We start from the raw sequence: 16,329 nt of genomic DNA, 5'->3' as shown, positions 1-16,329 counted from the left end.
CAGCTCAAATGTAGACTAGTCTTGTTCTCTTTCGTAACTTTGTAATCGAAAATAACCGTAACATCGGTGTAACTAAGTAACACGGCTATGTCCCCACAAGAAGACGCGCACGTTCAGCGTAAGTACCTCATGCGAACTGTTCAGGACGCAATGGATGTGCTGAACGGGAAATGGAAAATTGCCATTATTTCCGCCCTTTGCTGCTTCACCAAACGCCGGTTTTCCGACATCTTGACGGATGTAGTCGGCATTTCGAATAGAATGCTGAGTAAGGAATTGAAGGAGTTGGAAGTGAACCAGATTATAAAGCGGACCCTGGTAGATACCCAACCCATCACGGTGCACTATGAGTTGACCGAGCATGGCAAAACGCTGCAACCCCTTATCGAAGGGTTAGCGGCGTGGGGAGTAGTGCACCACAAGCAAATTGTGGGCAAGTGAAGCCTTAGTAAGTACGGCCTATTACCAACACCTAGATAGGACTCCGAATGGCGCACCTTTCAGACGCCTCCTTTCTCACGCCCGTAACAGAGCAGAACAGCGCCTGTGCCTGAGTCAAGAAGTGGGTTCGGAAAGGTCGCTCCGGGAGCTATCCTTTCTGAACCAGATGATTTATGGTTGGCTACGCCCACCTTTCAGCTATCGGCAACAAGCGCAAGTGCGACTTGTGGACCAAACTTGTAACTGAGGCCAAGAAGCAGGCCTCTTACCGTAAGCCTACTCCAATAAAATGGTCTGATAAGTCGAATTATGATAAGCCGTTAGTTAACGTAATTCGACTTACAAGCCCTATTCACTCGCTCTGTGAATTCTACTTTCAACGCAAGCTCTTTACGGGCATTCATAGCGGTGGTAGAATGAAACGTCTCCCTGCCTACTTATTCCAAACCAGGCACCTCAGGCACTGGCTATCGGCGTAGCAGACGGAACGGCGCAGATGTCCCTGACTGATTGCGCGAGTTATGCTCCTAGGTTTAAGCGCTTGAAAAAGGCCTCCCGGTACGTCTCGCTGATGGGCAGCAGCTGCTGGCGGATGCTCACCCGGTTGCGCTCAATGAACGCGATGCGAGCGAAGGCCACCACGTACGATTTGTGAATGCGCGCAAACTGCTCGGCCGGGAGCTGCGCTTCCAGGCTGCGCAGGCTTTGCAAGGTGAGCACCTTCTCGGTGGTCGTATGAATCACCACGTAATCCCGGGCCCCTTCCAAGTAGTAGATGTCCGACAGGTTAAGCTTCAGAATCTTATACTCAGTGCGGATGAAAATAAAGGGGCTTTCCGGAGCGGCACCCGCTACGACCGGCACCGGCTGGTGGGCTTGACCACGACGCTGCGCTTTGTGCGTGGCGATGAGAAAGCGCTCGAGCGTGATGGGCTTGAGCAAATAGTCTACCACGTGGTGTTCGTACCCAGCCAGGGCGTACTCACTGTAAGCCGTCGTCACGATGACCAGGCACCGTTGCTGCAGGATCTGTAAGAACTGCACCCCGTCGAGTTCGGGCATGTGCATGTCCAGAAACACCAGGTCCGGGGGCATTCGCCGCACCCATTCCAGACCCAGCAGCGGGTCAGAAACCGCCGCTACTAATTCCAAGCCGGGTGTCTTGCGGATGTAATCGCTGAGCAAGGCCTGGGCCAAGGGCTCATCATCCACTACCAAGCACTTCAGGGGAACGGAGGCGTCAGGCATGCAGGGGCAGCGTTAGCGTGGCAGTGAACAGGCCGTCTACTTCTTCGAGTTGCAGGCGGTGCGTACCCGGATAGACCAGCGCCAGGCGCTGGCGCAGGTTGGTCAGCCCGATGCCGCCGGCCGCGTCCTTGTGCTGGGGGCGGGTGGCGTTGCGCACGCAAAACGTCAGGTGCCGCTCCGCGGTGTGTAACTCAATGGTGAGGGGGCGTTGCGGGTCCTTGAGCGAGCCGTGTTTGAATGCATTTTCCACTAGCGGAATCAGGGTCAGGGGTAAAATCTGAGGATGCGTGCGGGTAGGCAGCGGCAGGTGCACGCGCAGGGCCGGGATGTAGTCGTAGCGCAGCAGCTGGAGGTCGATGAAGTTCTGCAGGTAGGCGACTTCCTGCTGCAAGGGTACGGTGGCGCTCTTCTCGTAGAGCAGGTAGCGCAGCAGCTCCGAGAGCTGGCTAATGGCCGGCAGGGCGTTGGCCGACTCCTGGTAGACGAGCGCGTAGATGTTGTTGAGGCTGTTGAAGAGAAAGTGTGGATTGACCTGGGACTTGAGGAAGGCGAGCTCGGCCTGCTGGAGCTGCCCTTGTAGCTGCTGCTGCCGCTGCTGGGCGAATAAGGCGTGTTGCACGAAGAAAAAGACTACCCCCACGGCGCTGTAGTAGAAGGCAAAATAAAGGTTGTCCAGAAAGTACGGCCGGGGCGCGAGCATGGCCTCCCCGTACTGGTGTCGACCAGTGAGCCGGTAGAGCACGACTTCCTCCAGCCCGTAGCGGAAGGCAATGGCCGCCGGCAGCGCCAGCAGCAAGTACAGCAGCAGGGTGAGGGCGATCCCGCGGGTAGGGTAGCAAGTGTAAAACAGCAGGTACACTCCCCAGCACGTGACTAGAAAGGTCCAGGCCGACGGCTGCCCCAACACGCGGCCAACGTGCTGCCCGAACCCGGTCCAGGAGCCCAGGTCGGCGTGGCCGTTGAGGGCCCAGACGGTGTGGGTAAGAAAGTAAAACAGGAGAAAGCAGCCTGTGAGCGGCAACAGCTTCGGCTTCATAGCGGCAAGGTAGCGCGTGGCCCGGTAGGGCGCCAGGGCAATCGGCTAGCGGAGGGCAACACGTCTGCAAGAGCTGCCAGGGCATCTGCTACGCCGTCGCAGACGGGAACTGGGCCCTCGCAGAGACAGGAGCCGGAATGGCCGATTACCCACCACTCCCCCGACACGGACGGTCAACCTTGCAGTCATATCAGACAAACATCCCGCTATGAAAAAAATAGTAGTGACGGCATTGGCTTTGTGGCTGCTGTCGATTACGACCACTCTCGCGCAGACCAAAAAGATACGGGTCTACCTGCTCGGTACCTTTCACTTCAATCAGGTTGACCCGGGCGGGTATGACGTGAAAAGCGCCGCCCAGCAACGGAGTATGCAGCAGTTGGCGGCCCTCATCACGAAGCGCAAGCCTGACAAGGTATTTGTGGAACGGATGCCGGACTACGAGCACGTCAACCACATCGACAGCTTGTATCAGGCGTACCGGCAAGGCAAGTTAGACCGCGCCCGCAATGAAATCTGGCAAGTGGGGGGACGGGTCGCCGCCGCGTTGCAGCACCCGCATCTCTACCAGTGCGACCATCCCGGCCAATACGGCACCTGGTACCGGAAAATTGCCGACTACGCGGCGACCCATGGCCAACAGCAGGGGCTGGCCATGCGGGGGAAAGGCATGACGACCCCGGCGCAGTCTTCGCTAAACGAAGACTCCCTGCGCCAGGCAACCACCCTGTTGGAGTATATGCGGTGGCTCAACTCCCCCGCGGTGCAGGGCACCTCGCTGGCGCATTACCTCAATGTGTTTCCTCAACTGGGTAACACGGACGTGTTTCGGTACGACTCGACCTATTTTCTAGGCGCTGAACTCACGGCAGACTGGTATAGACGAAACCTGTTTATCTATGCTAAAATGCTGGCCCAACTGGACTACTCCGAAAAGGCTATTTTTTTGCTGATGGGCAACGACCATATCCCGGTGATTCGGCAGCTGTTCGAGGCCAATCCCTATTTTGACGTGGTGGATCCTAGAAAATGGTTAGGCAAGACCCATCTTAAGGTGCGCTAACTGGCCCTATATCTCACACTTACCCCAATGCGCACTGACACGCAACATACAGAAGCCCCGCCCACCTGGCCGGGGCTTTTGGTTTGAAATTACACTACTGGAGAAGCAAGCTTTACCTATCTTCTTAGCTTTTTGTATGGGAGGAAGGCTTCTCATGGTATTCGCGTTGCTACCTACATGGTATGGCATCGACAAAACTAGTAGCCAGATGTTGTCTCGCTCATGTACAAAGGTCGGTTCCGCGCAATGTATGTCCCCCGATTGTATTTCTTATAGTAAGTGTCATATCTACGCCCATGTTAGCATCTTTAATCAGCTTGATATGCTCTCCCTTATACAAAGAGCATACAAACAAGATGTGACTTTGCTTTTTCTCTTGACACGAGATAATGCTTATCCAAGCGATTATCGATAAGGCTGTCTGCATAAAGCAATAAGCTACTGTGTCTCTGCTTACCTTACATTCGCTGAGAGCAGCTACATTATAATTTGATGTTAGATGAAATGCATTTTGCTATTACTACAGCTACTAGTTGTCTACTCCGGTTGTGCGCAGAATCGAGTATGGCTGATTGGAACAGCGCACGAGGAAACGAAGTATGTAACCCCTGACAGCCTATTACATGCATTGAATAAACTAAAGCCGGACGTCATCTTACTGGAGCTGGAAGCCCAGCATTTTACCAAGGACTTTACCTTCAATACGGCTACATACCCTCTGAAAGACTATCTGACCACGAACGAAAATATTGCCAGCTATACGTATCAGCAACAGCACGGTACGCAGCTACGCCCCTTTGACATCGAGGGCAGGCATGCATTTTATGAACGGGAGCGTTACCGCGAACGAGAGCAGCAGCTGTTTGCGCAAATAATGAAGCTGTATAAAAGCAACCAGCTTTCAACTGCTGGCAAGACAGACTTCGAACTACTCCTCTTGGCATTAGGCAGCTATTCGAATCTTTCGGTTCGTTCTTTGAAAGAACTAAATTCCAATGTTACGACCCGGTATACGGCCTTGAAAAGCACAGTGGATTTTGAGCTGATGCTTTCCATTGTCCGGCAGACAAACGAGTTGGCCCCATGGCTTCCATTTGCCGAGCTTCGGAAAGCGTATTGGCAGAAAAGAAATACGGCCATGTGCGATAACATTGTGCGGTATGCCCGTGAATTTACTGGCAAGAAACTGGTTGTGTTAGTTGGTAATGAGCATAAGTATATTCTCCAGGACATGCTCAAGCAGCGTAACATGGAAGTAAAAGAATATTAAGGTCAGTATCACCACTGGCTGAACTGGTGGTGGATTTAAAATAGAAAAGCCTCGGCCAGATGGTCGGGGCTTTTCATTGTACTCAACCTAAGAGACTACTTATACGCGATACCGTACAGCGCCGTCATCTCCCGGGATTCCTCCTTAACAATGAGGACGTTGGTTTCCCCCAGCTTGGTTGCGGCAGCCCGCAACTTCTTGACGGCTCGTTTGTCTCCCATTACACTGGCAACACTCCCTCCTAGTGGAGATCAGCCTTCCACCTCCCTTACAACCTGGGAAATAGGGCCGGTTTTTGCTTTCTACCCGTTTTGCACCGAGTAGCGCTCCTCCTTGTGGCGTAGCCGTCTTGTCAACGTAGCCCATGTCTTTCTCTCATCTTCCCGCTGTGTGCGTCAATGAAGAAGCCCAGCACTTGCTGGCGCTTACTGACCTGACCCTCGATGCGCCTATTCTCGACCTAGGGGCCGGCTCTTCCACCTTCCTGGAGGCGTTGCTGCACGCCGGCTACACGAACCTGATCGCGGCCGACACCAGCGCGGCCGCCCTGCAGGCCCACCGTCAGCAGTTGCCCCCCGCCGCCAGAGAGCACGTGCTCTGGCTGGTGGACGACGTCACCCACGCCCGGGAGTTGCGGGCCCTGAATCCCATCCTGCTCTGGCATGACCGGGCCATGCTCCCGCTGCTGCAACTGCCGGCCCAGCAGGCTGCCTACCACGAGCTGCTTGGGTATATGGTGCAGCCCGGGCAGGGCTGGGTGCTGCTGAGCGTGCCACGACCGGGTGGCCCCACGCACCTGGGGGATCTGCCGCTGCAGCCCTACACGCTGGAGGCGCTCGTGGCGTTTCTGGGTTCCGACTACGCGTTGCAGTACCAACGCTGGTACGAGCATCTGCTACCCGATGGCACCCGCTTACCCAGTCTCTACGCCCTGTTCAAGCGGCAGCAACAATCCGCTACCCCTTTTCGCGCCGCGCTCTGAATTTCCCCAGCCGGTCAACAGGCCTAGGGTTAGCGAGCCCTTAACCAAAGGCTCGCTGTTGGCAGTCGCGCAACCAGTGCTGGGCCTGCGCCAGATCTGAAAAGATCTGCAGCTCCAGTTCCCCCAGGTGGGCGTGGGTAAAGGTGCGGATGAGCAAGTCTGTGCCCGTGTCCTGCTGCACGACGTGGGCCACGAAGCGCAGGCCCAGCTGCTGGGCCCGCGGCAACCAAGCCTGCTCCAGCCACTCCAGCGAGTCAAACCAGGGGCCTTGCAGGGCGACGTTATCGTTGAGCAAATACGCACAGGCCAAGCCCTGAGCCTGTACTAAATAGTTCTGGGCCCCGCGCATCGCTTCCTGGGGATCGACGTAGCCGCGCCAGGTAGCCCGCAGCCATTTATTCTCTTGCTCGTACGTCAGTGTGCAGCGGCTGCCATCCCGATCGGGCAACGAAGAGATCAGCATAAACAGGGGGTAAACCGGTTAGCCGGGCAAGAAACAGAAAAACTACACAGAGTGCAACCTGCCCCCAATATTGCTATGACCTATGCGCCGAGTTGAAGCAGCCTGCCAGGGGTTGTGCTGAGAGAGCTGGCTGAGCTGACTCCCCTACGCTGGGTGTGGTCTCCCTGCCTAAAGGTACGACGGCAGGGTAACCGGGAAGCCCGACAGTACGTTACCCCACCCATCATCAAGGTTCTACCTTTGGCCGGCAGCTATTAGCCACCTCCGGTACCCGTGCCCCTATGCAAACGCTCTTTAGCTCTGCTTACCTGTACATTTACCTGCACCGCACCACCCACCCCACGCTGGAACTGCACTGGCTGGACTTTGTGCCCAGTGCCGATTTTCGCGCCTGCATCGACGAGCTGATGCGGCTGGCCCGGGCGCATCAGGCCAAGGCCCTCATCGCGGATAACCGCCTGTTGCGCGCCCTGCGCCAAGCGGATCTGCAGTGGAGCGGCGACGTCGTGTTTCGGGGCCTGAGCGAGCTGGGAGGCCAGCGGTTTGCCGCCGTGGAGTCCCTGGATGCGATGAACCGCATGGGCGTGCAGGCGCTCGTGGCCACCGTCATCCCGGACACGGCCCTGACCAGTCAGTTTTTCACCACTATTGAAGAAGCCCGGGCGTGGGCCACCGCACCGCTCTAAGGGCTGCAAGCCCGGATGTGGCAGCGGCGAGGCACTTCGCGCTGCCCAGGCTTCCCTTTCTTACTTTCCGCAATACCCAGACGGCTCCTGCTTTGGGTGAGCTAGGTTACTTCTCATGAGTGAACAAATTATTCTAGCAACGTCCTACGGGGTCGCGCTGGCCGATCCGTCGGTGCCGTGCGTTATCACCCAATGGCACGGGTTTGCTAACCAGGCCGAATTTATTGCCTTGCAAGGGGCGGCGCTTCACTACTACGAGCAGCATTCTACCCCGGCCACGCCCTGGGGCTGGGTGGGCGACGTCCGCCAGATGGGGGCCATCCCCGAGGGCGCTCAGCGCTGGCTGCAGGAGGAGTTTAACCCGCGAGCCTTGACCGCAGGTCTGCGGGTGGTCAGCGTTGTGGTCGCGGAAACCATTTTTGGCCGGATTGCCACCCAGCGCTACGCCGAGCGGACGGCTAGCAGTGCTGCCACCTTGGGGGTGACGTACTACCCGTCGCTAGCGGCGGCCAAAGTCGGTGCCCGCCGCGATCTGCTGGCCCGCTGACCGCCTGGGTGCGTTCCTCGTGAGCAGGTAGCGAGGGCAGCGGAGCGGTGCTTGGCTTGAAAAGAAGCCGCCGATGAACCCGGGCTCGGTGGGCCTACCTACTGAGGCAGCCATACCCGAAAGATAGAACCCACGTTCAGCGTGCTTTCCACCGCTATGTGGCCGCCTCTGTTGTTGATCAGCCGCTTGACGGTGTACCGCCTCACAATCGAGTAGCAGGCGTAGCCCTCGTTTAACTGCACTACTTTTTGATTTAGATCGCTGATAATGTGTTGATAATAAGATATATAAGGCGTATATTCTTGAACTAAACTCTTGCCTAATGCAACGTCGCACGTTTCTGCACCTGTCCCTAGCGGCTCCAGCGGCTATTGCACCCTTGCCGCGGTGGCTAGATTCGTTCGGTATTGCCTGGCCCGATGACGGATTAGGCAAAGCCCTACTGGTGCGCCGGCAGCAGGACCGCCACAACCAACCCTTCCACTTCCTGGATGCCTTATTTACCGTCAAGGTATCAGGCCAGGATACGGGCGGCCGCTGCGTGATTTTCGATACTCTGCGGCCCGCCAAAGTCGGCCCGGCGCTGCATTACCACCAGCACTGCGACGAATGGTTCTACGTGGAGGAAGGAGAGTTCAAATTCCAGGCGGGCCAGCAGACCCTGCGGCTACAAGCTGGTGATAGCTTGCTGGTGCCCCGCGGGATGGTCCACGCGTTCGTTAAAACCAGTGAGGGCGTGGCCCGGCTGCTGGTCATGCACCAGCCTGCCGGCACGATGGAGGAGTACTTCCGTACGGCCAGCCAGTTGCCCGACCAAAGCGTAGAAGGCCGCCGGGCTCTGGCCACAAAGCACGATATCCACCTAGTTGGCCCGCCGCTGCAGCCGGAGTGATCCGGGCCGACTTTATGATCCGCAGCCGCTTATTCTGAATGGGAGTGACCACTTGGAACGACGCCTTCCTAGAGCCATTTACTTCCTTTGGCTGTACTCTAAGTTCAGTTAAATGAGGGAATGGCTTAGTTCCAGGGTATCGATTCGCGTCAAATGCGCTCAACAACTGAATAATTCCTGCCAGCCGGCTGGTGACGTTGGGGCTGCTCTAGGAGAATGGATTACTCTCCTCTACATTTAGCCAGCTATCCTTGAAGGCAGTACACTATCTTGTTGTGTACGCTTACTCATCTGATAAGACAGTGGTAGACAGAGATTATGCCGCTTGTTTAAATTGAGTGGGGCCTAAAATTCAGGGTCTGGTGAGGCCGTTGCGTATTATAGTCGTGCCGCCACTTGTCGACGAGTTGGCACACCTGGGCCAGCGAGCGAAAGAGGTAGGCGTAGAGCAGTTCGCGGCGAAATGCCCCGTTGGAGCGTTCGATATACGCATTCGGTGTCGGCTTGCCGAGTTGAATCCAGTGCAGAGTAATGTCCCGTTGTTCACACCATTCGCTCAATTTGGTGCTGATAAATTCAGGGTCGTTTTCGGTGCGCAGCTGCGCGGGGCGGCTACAGCACTCGACTAAGCGCGTAAGCGCCTGAACCACTCAGTTCAGAAACTGCGCCCGGTACTCGTGCGGCGTCAGGCCGACTTCCTTCTTGAAGAGCCGGGAGAAATAGGGCGGGTTTTCAAACCCAAGCTGGTAGGCGGTTTGGGCAATAGTGTTGTCAGTGCTGATGAGCAGGTTTTTGGCCTCGCCCAGCAGGAACAGGTGAATGTGGTCGAGAGCCGTTTTGCCGGTTTCCTGCCGCAACAAATCGGTGAGGTAGCGCGGCGAGGTGTGCAGCTTCTCGGCCAGGTATTTCACGGTGGGCAGGCCTTCCGTTTGCAGCAGGCCGTCCTCAAAATAGGCCGTCAGCAGGTCCGTAAAGCGCGAGGCCGTGGTGCCCGACAGGGGGCTGCGGTTGAGGAACTGGCGCTTGTAGAAGCGTTGCGAATATTTCAGTAGGGAGGCCAGGTGCGTCAGGATAATGTCGCGGCTGTACTCATCCGGATTGTTGCGGTATTCAAAGTCCATCTGGTGGTACAAGTCCCACATAATCTGCTCCTCGCGCGGGGACAGGTGCAGCGCCTCGTTGGCTTCGTAGTCGAAGAAGCCGTACTTTTTTATCTCGGCGTGCAGCGGGTGGCCGAGCAGATAGTCTTCGTGCATCAAAAGCACGAAGGCTTTTTCGGTCAGCTCGATGTCGTTGATTGCCATCACCTGCCGGGGCTTCACGAAGGAGAGGGAGCCGGCGTCGTGATCGTAGTTGGTTTTGCCGTAGAGAAAGTTGCCCACCTTGATTTTCTTCAGACTAATCATGTAGAAGTCCGTGGTAATCGGGCTGCTGCCGAAGGAGCAGTACGTCAGTTCCTGGCAGGTCAACAAACTCAGCAGCGGGTGCTCGGCCGGCTCGTAACCGCTGATGCGATGGAATTCGCTGATGCTAGTAAAATGCTTCATGAGGGGGCAAGTAAGCTATGACCGGATGAATATACCCCAAACGGCCCCCGCTCTACCCAGGAGCGGGGGCCGTTTTCACGGGAGTGGAGCACGGGTATTAGCCGTGGGCCTCCACGGCCACGTCCTGCCACGCGGCCCAGTTGGCCAGCCGCTCGCCGTAGACCTGCTGCGCCCAGGGGTAGGCGTCGCGGCCCAGGAACAGGCGCAGCGGCGGATTCTCGGAATCAACCAGTTGGAGGATGGCCGGCACGGTCGCCAGCGGGTCGCCGTAGTTATCGGGGACAAAGCTGGGAATGGCCCACAGCGCCTCTTTCACCTTGTCATAGGCCGCAATGGGCTGGCTTTGCACGGCCGAGCTGCCGCCGAAGTCCGTTTTGAAGCCATTAGGCTCCACCAGGGTGACGTGAATACCGAGGTCCTTTACCTCCAGCGCCAGCGCCTCGCTCAGGCCCTCCACCGCAAACTTGGTGGCGCTGTACAGGCCCAGCGTCTGGGCCGTATTGATGCCCAGAATGCTCGACAGCTGGATAATATGCCCGTGGCCCTGCGCCCGCAAGATAGGCAGGGCCGCCTGCGTCACCCAGAGCGTGCCCAGCAAGTTGGCGTCAATGATGTCGCGGGCTTCCTGCTCGCTGATTTCTTCCACGGCCCCGAATACTCCATAGCCCGCGTTGTTAATGACCACATCGAGCGTGCCAAAGTGGTCTTTGGCCTGTTGCACAGCGGCCAGGCTCTGGGCGCGGTTGGTGATGTCGAGGGCCAGCGGCAGGAAGGCCGCGCCGTAGGCGTCGGCTAGGTCTTGCAGCCCGGCTACGTTGCGGGACGTAGCTACTACGTTGTCGCCTCGTTTCAAAAAAGCTTCGGCCCAAATTTTCCCGAATCCGCGGGAAGCGCCGGTAATGAAGATTGTCTTTGCCATCTCTGTTTTAGGGGTGAAGTGATGACACAAAATTCCGGCAAGGCCCCGGCGGGAGGCTGATACAAAAGGAGGAAGTTGTGATACAGAATGACGTCGGGGCAGAACGAGCAATAGCGCGATGAGCTTGGTGGTTCGCGTCCGGGTGGATGCTCGCCAGCGGACGCGAATCACCAAGTTCGCGCCGCTACTCAGCCGCGAAATAGGGGAAGTAGCCGCGCATGATGGCCAGATACTCCTGGTCGGAAGCCGTTTGCCGGGCTTGCAGGTAGTGCGCGGCATCGGCCCCGACCACGTAGCGCAGTTGCGAAGCGCCGTCGGTGGCGGCCTGGTAAATGACCTGGGCCACGTCCTCGGCGGTGCTGCGGGGCAGGTGCCCGGTGGCCTGCGCATAGTGCGCGCGGAACGTGCTGGTGACGGGCGCGTACTCGGGCAGATTGCTCTGAATGACCTCGGCCGAGGTGCTGCCGAAGTTGGTGGCGACGCCGCCGGGCTCAATGATTTTGACGCCCACGCCCAGCGCCGCCAGCTCGTAGGACAGCGACTCCGAAAAGCCCTCCACCGCAAACTTGGAGGCGTTGTAGAGGCTGCCCACGGGCACCGCTACGCGCCCGCCAAAGGATGAAACATTGATGATGGTGCCGCTACCCTGCGCCCGGAAATGCGGCAGCACGGCCTGCGTCACGGCCATCAAGCCGAAAACGTTTACGTCGAACTGCCGCCGGATTTGCGCTGCGGAAGCCGATTCGAAGATGCCGAAGGTGCCGAAGCCGGCGTTGTTGACCAGCACGTCGAGTTGGCCGAACCGCGCCAGCCCGGCGGCCACGGCCGCGGTAATAGTCGCCGGCCGCTCCACGTCGAGCTGGGTGACCAGCACGTTGGGTAGCTGGCTAAGCTCGGTTTCGTGCTCCGGGGTACGCATGGTGGCGACGACGTTCCAGCCCTGCGCGGCAAAATAACGGGCGGTGGCCCGGCCAAAACCGGACGACGCACCGGTGATAAATACGGTGTTGCTCATGACAATGAGGGGATTGTTATTTGACCCCACAAAGCTCCGGCGGCCGGCTCATGCCCCGTTTGCGCCGGACAACCCATTATTTGTCTGCATCAAACAATTCGCTTCAGGCGCGGAAAGCCAGGGGCGACAGGGACGTGTGGCGCTTGAAAAAGTGGGAAAAATGCGCCACTTCCGCGAAGCCCAGGCTGTCGGCAATTTCCGACACCGTCCAGTTGGTTTCCCTCAGCAGGGTTTTGGCTTCCTGTAGCAGGCGGCCCGCAATGAGGTCGGTGGTGGTGCGGCCGGTGGTTTCCTTCAGCGCCCGATTTAGGTGGTTGACGTGCACGGCCAGCCGGTCGGCAAACTCCCCAGCCGTGCGCAACTGCAGCCGCTGCTGGGGCGTGCTGACGGGAAACTGCCGCTCCAGCAACTCAATAAACAGGGAGCTGACGCGCGCCGAAGCGTTGAGCATGGGGTGCTCGGCAGGGACCGGCTGCAAGCGCTGCCCAAAATGAATCAGCTCCAGCACGTAGGTGCGCAGCAGGTCGTACTTATAGGTGTACTCGGAGCTGATGATTTGCTGCATCTTCTGGAAAATGGCCCGCAGCTCGGCGTACTCCGTGGCCGATACCTGAAACACCGGGTAGCCGCCCGCGCGGAAGATCGGCAGCTCGTCGAGCACCGCGCCGCTTTTAGCCGGCAGCATAAAATCGGCCGTAAACACACAGGACATACCCACTTGGTTCAGGTTGTCGGGCACCCAATGGTAGGGCACTTTGGGCGTGGCAAACAGCAGGGCCTGCTCTTCGATGGCAATGACCTTGTCGGCGTATTCGGCCCGGCTGCGGCCCGTAATCAGGCTGATTTTGTAGTAGGCCCGGCGGTCAAAGGGCATGGTGGGTTTCTCACGCACGTGGCGCAGCAGGTCCTCAAGGTTGAAGACGTTGAAATGCCCGATTTCCCGCTGAATACCGCTAGGCAGCAGGTCACTCGGGTCGGTCCCGGCCAGCGCCGCCAACTTTTGGTAAAACTCGTCCAGGGATGCCGTTTTCATGGGGCTGGGGTTGCGTTATTCAAAGGTAGAGGTAAGTTGCCGGCCGGATGGATCAGTCAGCAGGGAAAACAAAATTCATCCTTGCTCCTTGTTGCCTACAATAACGCCCCAACACTATGCACATCCAACAGTCGCACGCCCCATTTGCCATTGCCGTAGAAGAGATGACGCAATGGGTGGCCCGGCCGCACCAGCACAATTTCTTCGAGTTGGTGTTTATCGAGGCCGGCACGGGCCAGCAGTGCATCAACTACCAGCATATAGCGTACAAGGCCGGCAACGTGTTCCTGCTGCCGCCGCTCGACTGCCATTCGTTTCAGATCAGCACCCCGACCCGGTTCGTGTTTGTGCGCTTTACCCACCAGGTATTTGCCCGCAACAGCCCGGCCGAGGCCGACTTTCAGGCCTGGTTTCAGCAGCTCTCCTACATTCTGATTAACTACAACCAGGTGCCCGGCGACTTGATTGCGGACCCGCAGGACAAGCACCATCTGGTTCAATGCCTGCACCTGATCCGGGCTGAACACACCAAGGGCGACACCTTTTCGGCCTCCCTCATCCAAAGCACGCTGGTGACGGTGCTGAACCTGCTGGCGCGCCACGTGGAGGCGGCGCTGCTGGCCGCACCCGGCAGCGCGCCCCGCCGCTTCGTGGAAGTGCTCAACTACATTCAGCACCATCTTTTTCAGCCGGAGCATTTGAGCATTGCCGCGCTAGCAGCCCGCACGGGCATGGCGTCGTCGTATTTCGGGGAGTATTTCCGGCAGCATGCCGGCGAGTCGCTGCAAGCCTACATCACGAAGTCGCGGCTCAAGGTAGCCGAATCCCGCCTGCTGCACTCCGACCACTCGGTGAAGGAAATTGCGTTTGAGTTGGGCTTTACCGACACCAGCCACTTTGCCCGCACCTTCAAAAAGCACTACGGCTACACCGCGCAGCAATTCAAGCAGCGCGGTCAGTTCTGTCAGTTGAAATCAGCCGGCGCGCCGGCGTGAGCCTGTCAGCAAAGCAACTTTGAGCCTTACAGCAAAATCACCCCGATAGCGCCACCGGACCTTTGCCTTGAACTTAACCCTTCAAGGTAATGAGTAACGTATGGTTTATTACCGGCAGCTCGCGGGGCCTGGGCCGGAGCCTGACCACGGCCGTGCTGGCCCACGGCGACCAAGTAGCGGCTACTGCCCGCAACCCCGAACAACTCAACGACCTGGTGGCCGAGTACGGCAGCCGCATCCTGCCCCTGACGCTTGACGTAACCGATACCGCCCAGGTCGAGCAGGCCGTGGCGGCGGCCCTGACCCACTTCGGCCACCTCGACGTGGTAGTGAACAATGCCGGCTTCGGCATCATCGGGGCTGCCGAAGCCTACAGCGAGGAGCAGGTGCGCAGCCAGCTCGAAACCAACCTGCACGCGCCCATTGCCGTGACGCGGGCCGTGCTGCCGCACCTGCGCGAGCGGCGCCGCGGCCACATTCTGCAAATCAGCTCGGGGGGCGGGCGCGTCGGCAATCCGGGCGTGAGTATTTACCAAGCGGCCAAGTTTGGGCTGGGCGGCTTTAGCGAGGCGCTGGCCAAAGAAGTAGCGCCGCTGGGCATCCGGGTCACGTGCGTGGAGCCCGGCGGCTTCCGCACCGATTGGGCCGGTGCTTCCATGAGCTACGCCCCCGAGGTGGCCGGCTACGAAACCACCGTGGGCGCCCTGAAGCACATGTTCCAGAGCGGCGCCTACGTGCCCATGGGCGACCCCGACAAAGCCGCCCAGGTGCTCCTGGCGCTGGTGGCCCACCCCAAGCCGCCCCTGCACCTGCTGCTGGGCAGCGACTCGCTTGGCCTGGTGCAACAGGCGGAGGCCGACCGCAGCGCCGAGCTGGAGGAGTGGATACCCGTCAGCCGCTCGACGGACCACGACGCGGCCGAGAATTTTCTGGATACGGATCTGGGCAAGCAGTTCCTGAAAGGTAAATAGTCGGCCGCTTACGCAGAAAGCCCAGCAACCGAACAGCCCTGCGGAGCAGCCCAAAGCATTTCTAGCGCTTCCTGGTTTATCGTCCCTGGCAGTAAACCCAGACGCTTTGCCGGGCTCCGCAGGACCGTTGTCGCCATGAAACTGTTTAGCAAGTCACCGGCACGTCATGTATCGACTTCGCTTGACATGACGTGCCGGTGACTTGCTAAACTCCTTCTTCCAAGACTGCTTTTTCATGCTCAAGCCAACCGACGCGCCCGAGTTGCCCCGCATTCTGTACTCCTGCTACGCCAGCCGGAGCCGAGAGGGCGAGCAGTTTGTGTCCGAACATATTTTCGGCTGCCAGCTGGCAGGCACGATGCTGCTCGACGATGGCCAGCAGCAGCACTGCTTCGGCGAAGGCTCAGTGTGGCTGTTACGGCGCAATCAGCTGATGAAGTTTCAGAAGCAGCCGCCGGCCCGGGGTGAGTTTGAGACGTTGTCGGTATTTTTCGACCAGCCCACGCTACGGGCCGTAAGCCAGGAGTATGGCTACCAGGCCGAAGGCCACACGCCCGGCCCCGGTGTTCTGCCGTTGACCCCGAGCCCGCTCTACACCAGTTACTTCGAGTCGCTGCGGCCCTACCAGCAGCTGGCGCAGCCCAGCCAGGCCCCGCTGCTGGCCCTGAAGGTACGCGAGGCGCTGCTCCTGCTTCTCCAAGCGAACCCCGCGCTACGCGACGTGCTGTTCGATTTTTCGGAGCCCGGCAAAATCGACCTCGAAGCTTTTATGCAAGCTAATTTCCGCTTCAACGTGACCCTCAGTCGCTTCGCCTACCTCACGGGCCGCAGCCTGGCCAACTTCAAGCGCGATTTCGAGAAGCTGTTTCTGACCTCGCCCAGCCGCTGGCTGCAGCAGCGCCGCTTGCAGGAAGCCTACTACCTGCTCAAGGAAAAAGGCCGCACCCCCTCAGACGTGTACACCGAAGTCGGGTTTGAGGACCTGTCGCATTTTTCTTTTGCCTTCAAAAAAGCGTACGGCGTCGCGCCGTCGCGGGTGTAGCGACGGGCTATGGGGGCAGGAGGGCAGCGGCGCTACCCGTTCGTGTCCGTGTGCCTTCGCTGAAAAGCCTCCAGCCGAATGAGAATAGCCAACCACTTCCGACCGGCCTATTGGAGCCGGACGGGCAACAGCGTGCTTTTTAAGTCCGTGTTTGGGTCTCAGAAAGTCATATCCAATTA

19 protein-coding genes are annotated in these 16,329 nt (G+C 58.5%); 10 read left to right on the top strand and 9 right to left on the bottom strand.

What is annotated here, in order from left to right; genetic code table 11:
- Positions 1-87: 87 nt before the first annotated feature.
- Entirely contained in the window at positions 88-441 is a 354-nt protein-coding gene (locus EU556_RS24170) for a winged helix-turn-helix transcriptional regulator (protein WP_210116368.1), read from the top strand.
- A 519-nt stretch (positions 442-960) separates the two neighbouring features.
- Here EU556_RS24170 and EU556_RS24165 read toward each other — a convergent pair.
- Together EU556_RS24165 and EU556_RS24160 are read right to left on the bottom strand one after the other, a co-directional pair.
- Positions 961-1,689: a LytR/AlgR family response regulator transcription factor gene (locus tag EU556_RS24165; protein WP_135436826.1), complete on the bottom strand. Its 729-nt coding sequence runs from the start codon at positions 1,687-1,689 to the stop codon at positions 961-963.
- Positions 1,682-2,725 (bottom strand): sensor histidine kinase, encoded by a 1,044-nt coding sequence (locus tag EU556_RS24160; protein ID WP_135436825.1) that lies wholly within the window; start codon positions 2,723-2,725, stop codon positions 1,682-1,684. Before EU556_RS24160 ends, EU556_RS24165 begins: the two co-directional genes overlap by 8 nt.
- Positions 2,726-2,933: 208 nt before the next feature.
- Between EU556_RS24160 and EU556_RS24155 the strand changes: the two genes are divergently transcribed.
- Complete coding sequence (locus tag EU556_RS24155) at positions 2,934-3,788, top strand: DUF5694 domain-containing protein (protein ID WP_135436824.1); 855 nt, start codon at positions 2,934-2,936, stop codon at positions 3,786-3,788.
- Between the two features lie 499 nt (positions 3,789-4,287).
- Positions 4,288-5,058 (top strand): hypothetical protein, encoded by a 771-nt coding sequence (locus EU556_RS24150; RefSeq protein ID WP_135436823.1) that lies wholly within the window; start codon positions 4,288-4,290, stop codon positions 5,056-5,058.
- Positions 5,059-5,153: 95 nt separating this feature from the next.
- Here the strand turns inward: EU556_RS24150 and EU556_RS26700 are convergent, their stop codons facing one another.
- On the bottom strand, positions 5,154-5,279 hold the full coding sequence (locus EU556_RS26700; protein ID WP_262709677.1) for a hypothetical protein: 126 nt from the start codon (positions 5,277-5,279) through the stop codon (positions 5,154-5,156).
- 143 nt (positions 5,280-5,422) lie between these two features.
- Here EU556_RS26700 and EU556_RS24145 point away from each other — a divergent pair, with 143 nt between their 5' ends.
- A complete protein-coding gene (locus EU556_RS24145; RefSeq protein WP_135436822.1) occupies positions 5,423-6,040 on the top strand; it encodes a class I SAM-dependent methyltransferase in 618 nt (205 codons plus the stop codon).
- 40 nt (positions 6,041-6,080) lie between these two features.
- Here the strand turns inward: EU556_RS24145 and EU556_RS24140 are convergent, their stop codons facing one another.
- A complete protein-coding gene (locus tag EU556_RS24140; RefSeq protein WP_135436821.1) occupies positions 6,081-6,503 on the bottom strand; it encodes a hypothetical protein in 423 nt (140 codons plus the stop codon).
- A 281-nt stretch (positions 6,504-6,784) separates the two neighbouring features.
- Here EU556_RS24140 and EU556_RS24135 point away from each other — a divergent pair, with 281 nt between their 5' ends.
- From EU556_RS24135 to EU556_RS24125, 3 genes are all read left to right on the top strand, one after another.
- A complete protein-coding gene (locus EU556_RS24135; protein WP_135436820.1) occupies positions 6,785-7,189 on the top strand; it encodes a hypothetical protein in 405 nt (134 codons plus the stop codon).
- Between the two features lie 172 nt (positions 7,190-7,361).
- Positions 7,362-7,736, top strand: a complete 375-nt coding sequence (locus EU556_RS24130; RefSeq protein WP_135436819.1) for a hypothetical protein — start codon at positions 7,362-7,364, stop codon at positions 7,734-7,736.
- Between the two features lie 322 nt (positions 7,737-8,058).
- Complete coding sequence (locus EU556_RS24125; protein WP_135436818.1) at positions 8,059-8,628, top strand: cupin domain-containing protein; 570 nt, start codon at positions 8,059-8,061, stop codon at positions 8,626-8,628.
- Positions 8,629-8,957: 329 nt separating this feature from the next.
- Here the strand turns inward: EU556_RS24125 and EU556_RS26885 are convergent, their stop codons facing one another.
- From EU556_RS26885 to EU556_RS24100, 5 genes are all read right to left on the bottom strand, one after another.
- Positions 8,958-9,278, bottom strand: coding sequence for an integrase core domain-containing protein (locus EU556_RS26885; protein WP_135436817.1), 321 nt, complete (start codon positions 9,276-9,278; stop codon positions 8,958-8,960).
- On the bottom strand, positions 9,279-10,175 hold the full coding sequence (locus tag EU556_RS24115; RefSeq protein ID WP_135436816.1) for a helix-turn-helix domain-containing protein: 897 nt from the start codon (positions 10,173-10,175) through the stop codon (positions 9,279-9,281).
- A 97-nt stretch (positions 10,176-10,272) separates the two neighbouring features.
- The gene (locus EU556_RS24110; RefSeq protein WP_135436815.1) at positions 10,273-11,094 is read right to left on the bottom strand and encodes an SDR family NAD(P)-dependent oxidoreductase; all 822 of its coding nucleotides are present in this window, start codon (positions 11,092-11,094) and stop codon (positions 10,273-10,275) included.
- A 184-nt stretch (positions 11,095-11,278) separates the two neighbouring features.
- Positions 11,279-12,139, bottom strand: coding sequence for an SDR family oxidoreductase (locus EU556_RS24105; protein ID WP_245327888.1), 861 nt, complete (start codon positions 12,137-12,139; stop codon positions 11,279-11,281).
- 73 nt (positions 12,140-12,212) lie between these two features.
- The gene (locus tag EU556_RS24100; RefSeq protein ID WP_135436814.1) at positions 12,213-13,142 is read right to left on the bottom strand and encodes a helix-turn-helix domain-containing protein; all 930 of its coding nucleotides are present in this window, start codon (positions 13,140-13,142) and stop codon (positions 12,213-12,215) included.
- 116 nt (positions 13,143-13,258) lie between these two features.
- On the opposite strand from EU556_RS24100, the gene EU556_RS24095 reads away from it, so the two are divergent.
- The 3 genes from EU556_RS24095 (at position 13,259) to EU556_RS24085 (ending at position 16,150) form a co-directional block, all read left to right on the top strand.
- Positions 13,259-14,137, top strand: coding sequence for an AraC family transcriptional regulator (locus EU556_RS24095; protein WP_135436813.1), 879 nt, complete (start codon positions 13,259-13,261; stop codon positions 14,135-14,137).
- A gap of 89 nt (positions 14,138-14,226) precedes the next feature.
- Positions 14,227-15,108, top strand: a complete 882-nt coding sequence (locus tag EU556_RS24090) for an oxidoreductase (protein ID WP_135436812.1) — start codon at positions 14,227-14,229, stop codon at positions 15,106-15,108.
- Between the two features lie 235 nt (positions 15,109-15,343).
- Positions 15,344-16,150, top strand: a complete 807-nt coding sequence (locus EU556_RS24085; RefSeq protein ID WP_135436811.1) for a helix-turn-helix domain-containing protein — start codon at positions 15,344-15,346, stop codon at positions 16,148-16,150.
- Positions 16,151-16,329: the final 179 nt, after the last annotated feature.

This window comes from Hymenobacter fodinae (genome assembly GCF_004745825.1).
GTDB lineage: Bacteria > Bacteroidota > Bacteroidia > Cytophagales > Hymenobacteraceae > Hymenobacter > Hymenobacter fodinae.
Note: the sequence above shows the minus strand (reverse complement) of the source record. Positions and strands in the feature narration are given on the sequence as shown.

Coding starts and splice junctions, on each gene's coding strand:
- EU556_RS24170 (WP_210116368.1), top strand. CDS start 88: ATGTCCCCACAAGAAGACGCGCACGTTCAGCGTAAGTACCTCATGCGA.
- EU556_RS24165 (WP_135436826.1), bottom strand. CDS start 1,689: ATGCCTGACGCCTCCGTTCCCCTGAAGTGCTTGGTAGTGGATGATGAG.
- EU556_RS24160 (WP_135436825.1), bottom strand. CDS start 2,725: ATGAAGCCGAAGCTGTTGCCGCTCACAGGCTGCTTTCTCCTGTTTTAC.
- EU556_RS24155 (WP_135436824.1), top strand. CDS start 2,934: ATGAAAAAAATAGTAGTGACGGCATTGGCTTTGTGGCTGCTGTCGATT.
- EU556_RS24150 (WP_135436823.1), top strand. CDS start 4,288: ATGAAATGCATTTTGCTATTACTACAGCTACTAGTTGTCTACTCCGGT.
- EU556_RS26700 (WP_262709677.1), bottom strand. CDS start 5,279: ATGGGAGACAAACGAGCCGTCAAGAAGTTGCGGGCTGCCGCAACCAAG.
- EU556_RS24145 (WP_135436822.1), top strand. CDS start 5,423: ATGTCTTTCTCTCATCTTCCCGCTGTGTGCGTCAATGAAGAAGCCCAG.
- EU556_RS24140 (WP_135436821.1), bottom strand. CDS start 6,503: ATGCTGATCTCTTCGTTGCCCGATCGGGATGGCAGCCGCTGCACACTG.
- EU556_RS24135 (WP_135436820.1), top strand. CDS start 6,785: ATGCAAACGCTCTTTAGCTCTGCTTACCTGTACATTTACCTGCACCGC.
- EU556_RS24125 (WP_135436818.1), top strand. CDS start 8,059: ATGCAACGTCGCACGTTTCTGCACCTGTCCCTAGCGGCTCCAGCGGCT.
- EU556_RS24115 (WP_135436816.1), bottom strand. CDS start 10,175: ATGAAGCATTTTACTAGCATCAGCGAATTCCATCGCATCAGCGGTTAC.
- EU556_RS24110 (WP_135436815.1), bottom strand. CDS start 11,094: ATGGCAAAGACAATCTTCATTACCGGCGCTTCCCGCGGATTCGGGAAA.
- EU556_RS24100 (WP_135436814.1), bottom strand. CDS start 13,142: ATGAAAACGGCATCCCTGGACGAGTTTTACCAAAAGTTGGCGGCGCTG.
- EU556_RS24095 (WP_135436813.1), top strand. CDS start 13,259: ATGCACATCCAACAGTCGCACGCCCCATTTGCCATTGCCGTAGAAGAG.
- EU556_RS24090 (WP_135436812.1), top strand. CDS start 14,227: ATGAGTAACGTATGGTTTATTACCGGCAGCTCGCGGGGCCTGGGCCGG.
- EU556_RS24085 (WP_135436811.1), top strand. CDS start 15,344: ATGCTCAAGCCAACCGACGCGCCCGAGTTGCCCCGCATTCTGTACTCC.